This is a genomic window from Actinoplanes sp. DH11, from assembly GCF_020873875.1.
GTDB lineage: Bacteria > Actinomycetota > Actinomycetes > Mycobacteriales > Micromonosporaceae > Actinoplanes.
The window spans coordinates 223,247-235,552 of the sequence record NZ_JAHWGU010000002.1 but is presented as its reverse complement, the minus strand read 5'-3'; the positions used below and the strand labels follow the sequence as shown (position 1 = coordinate 235,552).

Genomic DNA, 12,306 nt, shown 5'->3' with positions numbered 1-12,306 from the left:
GCTGACTCGGATCGCGGCCCGCCCGGCTCACCCGAGATGGTGTGCCGGGCTGCGGTCGCCCTCGGTGGTGGTGGCCGCCCACGACGCGAGCAGGGCCAGTGCCTGCGCGGTCGGCGAGGAGGGCTCGGCGGAGTAGACCGTCAGGACGAGTCCCGGCTCGGCGATCAGCCCCATGCTCTCGTAGTGGAGTTCGAGGTCGCCGACGGCCTGGTGGTGGAAGGTCTTGACCCCGGTGCCGTGGATGCGCACGTTGTGCGAGCCCCAGCGGCGCCGGAACTCGTCGCTGCGGGTGGACAGCTCGCCGACGAGGTCGTGCAGGTCCTTGTTGTGCGGGTCCACGCCGGCCGCGGTGCGCAGGTTCGCCACCGTCATGTCGGCCGCCAGGTCCCAGTCCGGGTAGAACCGGCGTGCCGCGCTGTCCAGGAACGTGAACCTGCCGAAGTTCGGCACCCGGGCCGGGTCGGCGTAGACGTCGCTGTACATCGCCCGGCCCAGCAGGTTCGCCGCGAGCAGGTCCTGCCGCTGGTTCACCACGATCGCCGGAGCGGTGACGGCGTCCAGCGACCACTGCAGGTTCGGCCGCACCGCCCACTGCTTCGGCCGCCGGCTCGGCCGCAGCAGCGCGCTGCTGCCGTTGGCCTCCTGCGCGAGCCGCATCAGGTGGGCGCGTTCGGCGTCGTCGAGTTGCAGGGCGCGGGCGATCGCCTCGAGCACACCGGCCGACACCCCGGCCAGGGCGCCGCGTTCCAGCTTCGCGTAGTACTCGACGCTCATCCCGGCGAGCGCGGCGACTTCGCTGCGGCGCAGCCCGGGGACGCGTCGCTGCCCGGCGGCCGGGATCCCGGCCTGCTCAGGGGTGACCTTGGCGCGACGCGAGGTGAGGAAATCGCGTACTTCGACTCGGTTGTTCACCCTTCCGACGGTACGACGCGGCGGACCCGGCTGGGATGCCCTACCAGTACGCGCTTCGCCCGATGCGGTTCTCGCCGCGCCCGGAATTCGCCGCGGACATCGGAAAAGGCTGCGGACATGCGAAAGGGCCGCCCGCTCGAAAGTGGGCTGCCCTTTTTCGCCATGCCAGAAGGCAGGAATCAGAACCAGACTTTTCGACCACCGACCGGGCGGCCGACAGCGCCGAGGATCCAGAGCACAGCGCCGATCACCAGGAGGATGATGCCGATCGTGTACAGGATCGACACCTTCAGGAAGATGCCCAGCAGCAGAAGAATGAGTCCAAGAACCAGCATGACTTTGCTCCGTTTCGTCGGCGGGCATCTCCCGCCGAACCACCTGTACCCAACGCATCGAAATACCAATCGGCTTTGATGGGTGACCCCGTAACGAAAGGATCTCGGGTTTTCCGGAGCCGCATGCGGCGCCGCGGCGACGGTCCGCCCACCCGGTGGGGTGATCACGGAAGACTGACGAGTTCGACACACCATGTTGGGTAGGTCCCAGGACGGCCGCCCATATATGGTGTCTCCCGCAGCTGGTTCGGCCATGCCCGTCAGGGGATGTCCGAGGCAACAGGGAACCCGGTGCAAAACCGGGACTGCCCCGCAGCGGTGAGTGGGAACGACAGCCGTCAGGAAGCACTGGGCCCTCCCGGGCCTGGGAAGCGACGGCCAGTAGGTGGCCTGTACCAGGCCGTGCCCGCGAGTCCGAAGACCTGCCAGTGCGCCGCACACCACCACCGGTGTGCGGCGGTCGAAGGCCGCGTGGGACGGCCGACGCCATCAGCCGCAGCCCCGTCGTGGGCGGCGGCGGCGTTCTCCTGCGCGTCCGACGGGCCAGTCGAGTGGACGTGACAGAGGGGGACGGGTAGATGACAGCGACACAGGATCCGCCGGTGACCGGGAACGTGGTGCCGGAGCAGCGCCGGCACGCGATGCAGGTCCGCAAGCGCAACGGCGACCTGGAGCCGGTCGACGTCAACAAGATCGTGCGGGCGGTGGAGCTGTGGGTGTCCGACCTGGACGAGGTGGACCCGCTGCGCGTCGCGACCAAGACCATCAGCGGTCTCTACGACGGCGCCACCACCGCGGAGCTGGACAAGCTGTCGATCCAGACGGCCGCCGAACTTATCGGTGAGGAACCGCAGTACTCCAAGCTCGCCGCCCGGCTGCTCGCCGCGTACGTCGACAACGAGGTCCGCGTCCAGGGCGTCACCAGCTTCAGCGACTCGATCCGGTACGCGCACGGCCTCGGCCTGATCGGCGACGAGACGGCCGCCTTCGTCGCCGGTAACGCCCGCGAGCTCGACGATGCCATCGACACCGCCGGTGACCTGCGGTTCGAGTACTTCGGACTGCGTACCGTCGCCGACCGCTACCTGCTGCGTCACCCGCAGGACCGCGTCGTCGTCGAGACGCCGCAGTACTGGCTGCTGCGGGTGGCGTGCGGCCTGTCGAAGGACGCGAGCGAAGCGATCGGCTTCTACCGCCTCATGTCGTCGCTGGCGTACCTGCCCAGCTCGCCGACGCTCTTCAACTCCGGCACCCGGCACACCCAGATGTCCTCGTGCTTCCTGGTCGACTCGCCGAAGGACGAACTGGACTCGATCTACGAGCGGTACCACCAGGTCGCGAAGCTGTCGAAGTTCTCCGGCGGCATCGGCATCGCCTGGTCGCGGGTGCGCGGCCGGGGTGCGCTGATCCGCGGCACCAACGGCCGGTCGAACGGCATCGTGCCGTTCCTGAAGACCCTCGACGCCGGCGTGGCCGCGGTCAACCAGGGCGGCCGGCGCAAGGGTGCGGCCTGCGTCTACCTCGAGCCGTGGCACCCGGACGTCGAGGAGTTCCTGGAGCTGCGCGACAACACCGGCGAGGAGTCCCGCCGGACGCACAACCTGAACCTGGCGAACTGGATCCCGGACGAGTTCATGCGCCGGGTCGAGGCCGACGAGGACTGGTCACTGATCGACCCGTCGGACGCGCCCGAGCTGCCGGACCTGTTCGGCGACGAGTTCACCGAGGCGTACCGGATCGCCGAAAAGAAGGCGGTCAAAACCGTCAAGGCGCGTGACCTGTACGGCCGGATGATGCGCACGCTGGCACAGACCGGTAACGGCTGGATGACGTTCAAGGACCGCTCCAACGCGCTGTCCAACCAAACCGGCGCGCCCGGCAACACCATCCACCTGTCGAACCTGTGCACCGAGATCCTCGAGGTCAACAACGACGACGAGACCGCCGTCTGCAACCTCGGCTCGATCAACCTGGGCGCGCACACCACGGCCGGCGGGGTCGACTGGGAGAAGCTGCGCGAGACCGTCCGTACCGCGGTCGTCTACCTGGACCGCGTCATCGACATCAACTACTACCCGTCGCAGCAGGCCGCCGCGTCGAACCCGCGCTGGCGCCCGGTCGGCCTGGGCCTGATGGGTCTGCAGGACGCGTTCTTCGTGCTGGGGCTGCCGTTCGACTCGGCCGAGGCCAAGGAACTGTCGACCCGGGTCCAGGAGGAGATCTTCCTGACCGCGCTGGAGTCGTCGGTCGCCCTGGCTCAGGAGTTCGGCCCGCACCCGGCGTACCCGGAGACCCGCGCCGCCAAGGGCGACCTGCACCCGGACCTGTGGGGTGCCACGCTGACGCAGACCGGTCGCTGGGACGCGCTGCGTGCCGCCGTCGCCGAGCACGGCCTGCGCAACTCGCTGCTGATCGCGATCGCGCCGACGGCGACGATCGCGTCCATCGCCGGCTGCTACGAGTGCATCGAGCCGCAGGTCAGCAACCTGTTCAAGCGCGAGACCATGTCCGGCGAGTTCCTCCAGATCAACACCTATCTGGTACGGGAACTCAAGTCCCGCGGCCTGTGGACGGCCGCCGTCCGCGAGCAGATCAAGCGGGCCGAAGGTTCGGTGCAGGGCATCGCCGAGCTGCCGGCCGACGTGCGCGAGTTGTTCCGTACCGCATGGGAACTCCCGCAGAAGGCGCTGATCGAGCTGGCCGCCGCCCGCGCCCCGTTCATCGACCAGTCACAGTCGCTGAACCTGTTCATGGCGGCGCCGACCATCAACAAACTGTCCTCGATGTACCTGTACGCCTGGAAGGCCGGTCTCAAGACCAGCTACTACCTGCGGTCGCGTCCCGCCACGCGCATCCAGCAGGCGACCGTCTCGGTCGCCGCGCCGGCCGCGCCCGCTCCGGCGGCATCCGTCGTCGCCGCCCCCGTCGCGCTGATCCCGGCGCTGACCGAGGCCGAACTCTGCTCCCTGGAAAACCCCGAATCGTGTGAGGCCTGCCAGTAATGCTGCTCGACCCCGGAATGGACCTGACCCTGCGGCCGATGAAGTACCCGCACTTCTTCGACCGCTTCAAGGACGCCATCAAGAACACCTGGACCGTCGAGGAGGTCGACCTGCACGGCGACCTCGCCGACCTGGCCAAACTCAGCCCCGCCGAGCAGCACCTGGTGTCGCGGCTCGTCGCGTTCTTCGCCACCGGCGACACGATCGTGGCGAACAACCTGGTGCTCAACCTCTACCAGCACGTCAACTCCCCGGAGGGCCGGCTCTACCTCTCCCGGCAGCTGTTCGAGGAGGCCGTACACGTCCAGTTCTACCTGAACCTGCTGGACACCTACGTGCCCGACGAAGCCGAACGCGCGGCCGCGTTCGCCGCCGTCGACAACATCCCGTCGATCGCGCGCAAGGCCGAGTTCTGCTTCAAGTGGATCGACTCCATCTTCGAGATGCGGGAGCTGCGCACCAAGGAGGACCGGCGGGCGTTCCTGCTCAACGTCATCTGCTTCGCCGCCTGCATCGAAGGCCTGTTCTTCTACGGCGCGTTCGCGTACGTCTACTTCCTGCGCTCGCGCGGTGTCCTGCAAGGTCTCGCGTCCGGCACCAACTGGGTGTTCCGTGACGAGAGCATGCACATGGCGTTCGCGTTCGACGTCGTCGACCAGGTCCGCGCCGAGGAACCCGACCTGTTCGACGCCACCATGGAGCAGCAGGTCCGCGACATGCTCGCCGAAGCCGTCGAGTGCGAGGTCCAGTTCGCCGAGGACCTGCTGGAACAGGGCGTCTCCGGCATGTCCCTCGGCGACATGCGCGAATACCTCCAGCACGTGGCCGACCGCCGGCTGATGGCCCTGGGCATCCAGCCCATGTACGGCAGCAAGAACCCGTTCGCCTTCATGGAACTGCAGGACGTGCAGGAACTCTCCAACTTCTTCGAACGCCGCGTCTCCGCCTACCAGGTAGGAGTGACCGGAACCGTCAGCTTCGACGACGACTTCTGATCCGCACCGCCCCGGGAGCCCAGCTCCCGGGGCGCCCACCGACGCCAAGCCTCCCAGTGCGCGCCGATTCGCACCCCGCGCGCGCCGATTCGCACCCCGCGCGCGCCGATTCGCACCCCGCGCGCGCCGATTCGCGGCCGGGCGCGAACCAGGATGTGGCGGCCGGTGATCATCCGGCGGGTGCGTCGATTCCAGCGACCGTGGGTGTCAGCCGGTTGGACAGCTGTCACCGGTGGTGGTTGTGGAAGCGCTTGCGGGCAGCCGTGGGTGTCAGCCGGTTTGGTGGGCTGTCACTGGTGGCTGTGGGGGAGCGCTTTCAGTGACCGTGGGTGTCAGCCGGATTTGATCAGCTGGCGGTGGTGGTTGCGGTGACTGCTCGGCGGCGGCCGTGGGTCAGTTGGGTTCGCTCGGCTGTCAGTGGTGGTTGTGGAAGCGCTTGCGGGCAGCCGTGGGTGTCAGCCGGTTTGGTGGGCTGTCACTGGTGGCTGTGGGGGAGCGCTTCCAGCGACCGTGGGTGTCAGCCGGATTTGATCAGCGGAGCGGGCGAGCGGGCGAGGGGGCAAGGGTGCAAGCGGGCAAGCGGGCAAGCGGGCGAGGGGGCAAGGGGGCAAGCGGGCGACCGGGCAAGCGGCAAGGAAGAGGTCTGGACCGGGTGATCGGCCCGGCGGTGTGAGGCCGCGCGTGAGGTGCGGGGCCGTCAGGGCTCGGCCGGGATGTGCAGGACCAGGACGGCCGTGTCGTCGCTGAGGTGGCCGCCGGTGAAGGTGGTGACGGCGTCGTCGACGGCGGCGGCCAGGTGCCCGGCGGATTGTGCGTCGGTGGTGGCGACGACCTGGTGGAGACGTTCGGGGCCGAACAGTTCGCGGGTGTCGGCGCGGCGGCCCTCGGTGATGCCGTCGGTGAACAGGACCAGGCTGTCGCCGGGACGCAGGACCGTACGCTGGTCGCGCAGGGTGGGTTGGGGCCGCCAGCCGAGCACAAGTCCGTGCCGGCCCAGGGTCCGGATGCGGCCGTCGGCGCGCCGGAGCAGGGCGGCGTCGTGGCCCGCGCAGCTGACCCGCACGCTGATGCCGGCGGGGTGCGGGCGCAGGCTCGCGTAGACGGCGGTGAGGAAGCGCCTGTCGTCGGTGTACCAGTCGAGCAGCGCGGCGTTGAGCGCGGCCAGGTTGGCGCTGGGGATGGTGGATCGGGCGGCGGCGGCACGCAGCGTGTACCGGGCCAGGGCTGTCACTTTCGCCGCCTGCGGGCCTTTGCCGGCGACGTCGCCGACCACGACCGCCCAGGTGTCGCGGACGGAGGGGAAGACGTCGTAGAAGTCGCCGTAGACGTCGGCCCGGCCGGCGGTGGCCCGCCTGTACCGCACGGCGACCTCGACGCCCGGGATCACCGGGAGTTGTGGTGGCAGCAGGCTCTGCTGCAACGTCTCGGCCAGGTCCTCGGCGCGGGCGGTGGCGTGTTCGGCCTCCAGCGTGGCGGCTCGGGCGCGGGCGGTCGCGGCTTCGGCGTCGGCGACGGCGGCCCGGAGCGCGATCTCGCCGGCGGCGGCCTGTGCCAGGGTTTCCAGCACGGCGATGTCGTGCGGGGTCCACTGCCGCGGCGTGGTGTCCACGGCGCAGAAGGTGCCCAGGATGTGCCCGTCGGGGGAGCGCACCGGGAAACCGGCCCAGGCGGCGACACCCATCTGCTCGATCGACGGATTGCTTGCGGTACGCGGATCGGCGAGCGTGTCCGGGACGATCAGTTCGGCGCCGGAGCCGACCACGTACCGGCAGAACGACTGTTGCAGGGTGTGCTGCCGGTCGGCGGGCCCGGTGCCGGTGGAACTCTTCCAGAACGACCGGGTGTCGTCGACGATCGTGACGAACGTGAACGGGGTGCCGAGCAGGGTCGCGGCGAGCCGGGTGAGCCGGTCGAACGCCTCGTCCGGTCCGGTGTCCAGCAGGCCGGTTCGCCGCACGGCGGCCAGCCGGCCGGCATCGAAGATCGGCGCGGGCAGATCCGCCGAAACGGTCACCGGGCGGCGCCGCTTCGCCGTGGATGCGGACAGCTCGCCTCGCGCGGCGACCTCCCCGGTGCCCTGGCACGCTGACGTTCCCTGGCATCCGGCATGGGGTCATTGTGACGCGTACGTGCAGCGTACGACAGGGCGGGTCGTGGCTTGATGCTGACTTGTGGTGTCGCTCCGAGCCGATCCGCCACGCCGCTCGGCGGCACTCGAAGCCGGTCCGCACGGTGGCCGGTGCGAGAAAGATCCACGGTCCCACCAATCCGCCGCGCGGCCCGCGCCGAATCAGGGGTGAAGGTCCCCCACTGCAGAAGGAACAAGAAAATGCGTGCACCGAAATTCACCGTCCTGGCCGCGGCCACCGTCTTCGCGTTCTCGCTGACGGCGTGCGGCAGCGAGTCGGAAGACCAGGCCGCCGCCGAGCCCACGATGCCGGCGATGACCTCGGCGGCACCCAGCGCCGCACCCAGCATGGCTGCCGACTCGATGGTCAACTTCGGCGCGGGCTGTGCGTCGGTGCCGGCCGACCCGTCGAACAAGGGCAGTTTCGAGGCGATGGCCCAGGTGCCGGTGGCGACGGCCGCATCCGGCAACCCGTTGCTGTCGACCCTGGTCACCGCGGTCAAGAAGGCCGGTCTGGTGGATTCGCTCAACTCCGCCGACGGCATCACCGTGTTCGCACCGACCAACGACGCCTTCGGCAAGATTCCGAAGGCCGACCTGGACAAGGTTCTCGCCGACCAGAAAACGCTGACCAGCGTGCTCACCTACCACGTGGTGCCGGGCAAGCTGACCCCGTCCGATCTGGCCGGCCCGCACAAGACCTTGCAGGGCGAAGAACTGACGGTCAGCGGCAGCGGCGAGGACTTCACGGTCGGTGGGTCGGCCTCGGTCGTGTGCGGCAATGTGCAGACCGCCAACGCCAACGTCTACATCGTCGACTCCGTCCTGATGCCGAAGAGCTGATGGGCCGCAAACTCCGCGGAGCGGTCTCCGGCATCGTCGCGGCGGCCACCGGCGTCGCGGTCGCGGAACTCACCGCGGCCGTGACCCGGCCGGCGGCCGGTCCCCTGGTGGCGGTGGGTGCGGCGGTCATCGACGCGACGCCTGCGGCGGTGAAGGACTTCGCGGTACGCGAACTCGGCAGCAACGACAAACCGGCGCTGCTGGCCGGTGTCGCCCTGGTCCTCGCACTCGTGGCTGCCGGGACGGGCGTGGCCGCCGGGACGGGCGTGGCCGCCGGGACGGGCGTGGCCGCCGGGACCGGCGTGGCCACCGGGACCGGGGCGGCCGCCGCCACGTGGCGCGTCGCCTCGGTGGCCGGGGCGCTGCTGATGGGCGCGATCGGCGCGGCCGCCGCCCTGTCCCGGCCCGCGTCGGTCCCGGCCGACGCGCTCCCGTCACTGCTCGGCGCCACCGTCGCCGGCCTGACCCTGTGGTGGCTGCATCGGCCGGCCGGCACGGTGACCGCGCCCGGCGTACCGCGGGAGAGCCGCCGCCTCGTCCTGCGTCTGGGTCTGCTCGCTGCCGGTGCCACCGCGGCGGAGGCCGCCGCCCTGACCCTCGCCGGCCGTGACCGCACCGCGGCGAGCCGGAACCGCGACGAGGTCCGGTTGCCCGCCGCGGCGGACCCGGCCCCGCAGCTGCCGCCCGGTGCCGGCCCCGGTTTCATGACCGCGAACGACGGCTTCTACCGGGTCGACACCGCCCTGACCGTGCCCCGGGTCGATCCGGCGGCCTGGCGGCTGCGGATCCACGGCATGGTCGACCGGGAGCTCGAGCTGTCCCTGAACGATCTGCTCCAGCGTCCGCTGATCGAGCGCGACATCACCCTCAACTGTGTGTCCAACGAGGTCGGTGGCCCGTACATCGGCACCGCCCGGTGGTTGGGCGTGCCGCTGGCGGCACTGCTGCGGGAGGCGGGAATCCGGGCCGGCGCCGATCAGATCGTCGCCCGCTCGGTCGAGGGCATGACGATCGGCACCCCGATCCGGACCGCCTTGGACGGCCGCGACACCATGCTGGCCGTCGGCATGAACGGCGAGCCGCTCCCGCTCGAGCACGGCTTTCCGGTCCGGATGCTGACCCCGGGGTTGTACGGCTACGCCGGCGCCTGCAAGTGGATCACCGAGCTGGAGATCACCACGTTCGACCGGTTCGACGCGTACTGGGTCGAGCGCGGCTGGTCGGCGGACGGCACGGTCAAGACCGCGTCCCGCATCGACCGGCCCCGGCCGTTCGCCCGTACGCCGGTGGGGCCGGTGACCGTGGCCGGGGTCGCCTGGGCCCAGCGCCGGGGCATCGCCGCGGTCGAGGTGAGCGTCGACGGCGGCGCCTGGACCCGGGCCGAACTGCTGCCCACCGCGTCGGTCGACACCTGGGTGCAGTGGCGTCACACGTGGGACGCGAAGGCGGGCCCGCACTCGATCGCGGTACGCGCCACGGACCGGTCCGGTGCCGAGCAGCCCGAGGCCCGGGCCAGGCCGTACCCCGACGGCGCGACCGGGTGGCACACGATCACCGTCACGGTGGGCTGAGACCGCACGGGCCGGCTCGCGTCACCGACAGTGATCTCCAGATCGCCGGGAACTTCCGAGGCCCGAACGTGGACCAACGGACAGACACCCCTGCTACGAAATGGGCATCATGCGATTCAGCCTCTCTTCCGGTTCCCGGCGCCGGACCGCCGTGTCGGTGGCCCTGGCCGGCGTCCTGACCACCGGCGTGCTGGCCGGATGCGGCAGCAGCGACGCGGCCACGGGCAGCGGTACCGAGCCCGCCGCGGCGCCACCCGCCGCCGCGACGCTGACGATCAAGGACCCGTGGGTCAAGGCGAGCAAGGCCGGTGTGATGACGGCGGCCTTCGGCACGATCACCAACGGTACGGGCGCCGACGTCACGGTGACCGGCGCCGAGTCGCCGGCCTCGCCCCTGGAGCTGCACGAGATGGCCATGCAGGACGGCAAGATGGTCATGCGGGAGAAGGCGGGCGGCTTCACGGTGAAGGCCGGTGGCAGCCACGAACTGGCGCCCGGCGGTGACCATCTGATGCTGATGAAGCCGGCGCAGGCGATCGAGGCGGGCGACGAGGTGTCGTTCACGTTGAAGCTGTCCGACGGCTCGGCCGTGCCGTTCACCGCGATCGCCAAGCCGTTCGCCGGTGCGGAGGAGAGCTACGCGCCCGGCCACGGCATGGAGATGGCGCCGTCGGGCATGCCGATGGGCAGCATGGCGCCGTGACGGACTCGTCTTCCCCGGTGAGCAGGCGGCGTCTGCTCACCGGCGGGGCGGCCACCGGCCTCGGCGTGGTCGCCGGTGCCGCGATCCGGCCCGCCACCGCGGGTGCCGACGCCGGCCTCCGGTCCGCTGCCGCCAACGCAGGCTCTGACGCCGGCATCAGGTCCGCTGCTGCGGGGGCAGGTGCTGCGGGCATCGGTACGGCCACCGTCGCGTTCCACGGTCCCCGGCAGGCCGGCGTGGCCGAGGACCCGCCGGCGCACGCCTCGTTCGTGGCGTTCACCCTGGCCGCCGGCACCGACCGGCGCGCCCTGGTCCGGATGATGCGGCTGCTCACCGACGACGCGACCCGCCTCACCCAGGGGGTGCCCGCGCTCGGTGACACCGACGCGACGCTGGCCGTGCTGCCGGCCCGGCTGACCGTCACGTTCGGCTTCGGTCCCGGCCTCTACCGGGCGGCCGGATTGCCGTCCCCGGTCGCCGACCTGCCGAGGTTCCGGATCGACCGGCTGCAGGACCGCTGGTCGGGCGGTGATCTGCTGTTGCAGATCTGCGCCGACGACCCGCTGACTGTCGCGCACACCCAGCGCATGATGATCAAGGATGCGCGCCCGTTCGCCGCGGTGCGATGGGTGCAGCTGGGCTTCCGGCGCAGTCCCGGCGTGCACGCGCCCGAGCACACCCAGCGCAACGTGATGGGCCAGCTCGACGGCACGGCGAACCCCCGCGGCACCGAGATCGATCCGGCGGTGTGGAACCCGGACGGCTCCAGCACGCTCGTGGTGCGCCGGGTACGGGCCGAGATGGAGACCTGGGACAAGCTGTCCGTCACGGACAAGGAGAACGCGGTCGGCCGCCGGATGGGGTCCGGTGCCCCGCTGAGCGGCGCCGCCGAGCACGACCGGCCCGACTTCGCCGCGCTCGACGAGTTCGGCCTGCCGAAGATGCCGGACTTCTCGCACGTCACCCGGGCGCGCGTCGAGGACCCGAGGATGAAGATCCTGCGCCGGCCGTACAACTACGACGGCGTGCCGGACGCGACCGGGGTGCCGGACACCGGGCTGATCTTCGCCGCCTACCAGCGTGACATCGCCGAGCAGTACGTGCCCATCCAGCAACGCCTCGCCGACAAGGACCTGCTGAACGAATGGATCACCCCGATCGGCTCGGCCGTCTTCGCGATCCCGCCCGGTTGCGCCGAGGGCGGCTGGATCGGCGAGCAGGTGCTGGCATGAGGCGGCTGCTGGTCGCCCTGACGGCGGCGCTGCTGGTGCTGGCACCGGGCACGCCGGCCTGGGCGCACGCCCGGCTCGTCTCCTCCGACCCGGCCGAGGGCAGCACGCTGACCGCGGCGCCGGCGACCGTCACGCTGGAGTTCAGCGAACGCCTGAACCCGGACTTCACCACGGTCGTACTCAGCGACGCGGCGATGCGGCGGGTGCCGGCCGCTGACGTCACGGTGGAGAACGCGCGTGGCACGCTCACGCCCACCGGGGAACTGGCCAACGGCATCCACACGGTCGCGTACCGGGTGGTGTCGGTCGACGGGCACACCGTCCAGGGCTCGTACACCTTCACGCTCGCCGACCCGGAGCTGCCCGCCGCCGTCGCGCCGCAGCAGTCCGCCGCCGCCGCGCCGGACACGTCGCCGGCAGTCTCCGGCGGGGTGCTGATCGGGGTGGCGGCCGCCGGCGTACTGCTCTTCGTCGGCGCCGCCGGCCTGCTCATTTTCGGTCGCCGGCGCAGGAGCACCGCCGGAGCGTAGGCCAGCGGGATCCACGCACTGCCCGGTCCCCGCAGCGGGAACCGGGCAGTCGCGT

The 12,306-nt window shown here is 70.9% G+C and carries 10 protein-coding genes and 1 riboswitch; of the genes, 7 read left to right on the top strand and 3 right to left on the bottom strand.

The features are described from left to right. Positions 1–27: 27 nt before the first annotated feature. Together LPA41_RS04195 and LPA41_RS04190 are read right to left on the bottom strand one after the other, a co-directional pair. Positions 28–912 (bottom strand): helix-turn-helix transcriptional regulator, encoded by an 885-nt coding sequence (locus LPA41_RS04195; protein WP_229068436.1) that lies wholly within the window; start codon positions 910–912, stop codon positions 28–30. A gap of 179 nt (positions 913–1,091) precedes the next feature. Next, entirely contained in the window at positions 1,092–1,247 is a 156-nt protein-coding gene (locus tag LPA41_RS04190) for a hypothetical protein (protein ID WP_109597081.1), read from the bottom strand. A gap of 226 nt (positions 1,248–1,473) precedes the next feature. Continuing rightward, positions 1,474–1,692: riboswitch (cobalamin riboswitch) on the top strand. A gap of 133 nt (positions 1,693–1,825) precedes the next feature. Between LPA41_RS04190 and LPA41_RS04185 the strand changes: the two genes are divergently transcribed. Continuing rightward, positions 1,826–4,249: a ribonucleoside-diphosphate reductase subunit alpha gene (locus LPA41_RS04185; RefSeq protein WP_229068435.1), complete on the top strand. Its 2,424-nt coding sequence runs from the start codon at positions 1,826–1,828 to the stop codon at positions 4,247–4,249. Continuing rightward, positions 4,249–5,244 carry a ribonucleotide-diphosphate reductase subunit beta gene (locus tag LPA41_RS04180; RefSeq protein ID WP_229068434.1) on the top strand — a complete coding sequence of 332 codons (996 nt, stop codon included), beginning with the start codon at positions 4,249–4,251 and terminating at the stop codon, positions 5,242–5,244. Before LPA41_RS04185 ends, LPA41_RS04180 begins: the two co-directional genes overlap by 1 nt. 697 nt (positions 5,245–5,941) lie before the next feature. Here LPA41_RS04180 and LPA41_RS42425 read toward each other — a convergent pair. Beyond that, the gene (locus tag LPA41_RS42425; protein ID WP_308036512.1) at positions 5,942–7,258 is read right to left on the bottom strand and encodes a SpoIIE family protein phosphatase; all 1,317 of its coding nucleotides are present in this window, start codon (positions 7,256–7,258) and stop codon (positions 5,942–5,944) included. 315 nt (positions 7,259–7,573) lie between these two features. Between LPA41_RS42425 and LPA41_RS04165 the strand changes: the two genes are divergently transcribed. The 5 genes from LPA41_RS04165 to LPA41_RS04145 all read left to right on the top strand — a co-directional run bounded on the left by LPA41_RS04165 (position 7,574) and on the right by LPA41_RS04145 (position 12,251). Beyond that, complete coding sequence (locus LPA41_RS04165) at positions 7,574–8,215, top strand: fasciclin domain-containing protein (protein ID WP_229068433.1); 642 nt, start codon at positions 7,574–7,576, stop codon at positions 8,213–8,215. Next, entirely contained in the window at positions 8,215–9,786 is a 1,572-nt protein-coding gene (locus LPA41_RS04160) for a molybdopterin-dependent oxidoreductase (RefSeq protein WP_229068432.1), read from the top strand. Before LPA41_RS04165 ends, LPA41_RS04160 begins: the two co-directional genes overlap by 1 nt. A gap of 109 nt (positions 9,787–9,895) precedes the next feature. Beyond that, positions 9,896–10,489 (top strand): copper chaperone PCu(A)C, encoded by a 594-nt coding sequence (locus LPA41_RS04155; protein WP_229068431.1) that lies wholly within the window; start codon positions 9,896–9,898, stop codon positions 10,487–10,489. A 17-nt stretch (positions 10,490–10,506) separates the two neighbouring features. Then, positions 10,507–11,721 (top strand): Dyp-type peroxidase, encoded by a 1,215-nt coding sequence (locus LPA41_RS04150; protein WP_374238115.1) that lies wholly within the window; start codon positions 10,507–10,509, stop codon positions 11,719–11,721. After that, complete coding sequence (locus LPA41_RS04145) at positions 11,718–12,251, top strand: copper resistance CopC family protein (protein ID WP_229068429.1); 534 nt, start codon at positions 11,718–11,720, stop codon at positions 12,249–12,251. Before LPA41_RS04150 ends, LPA41_RS04145 begins: the two co-directional genes overlap by 4 nt. Positions 12,252–12,306: the final 55 nt, after the last annotated feature.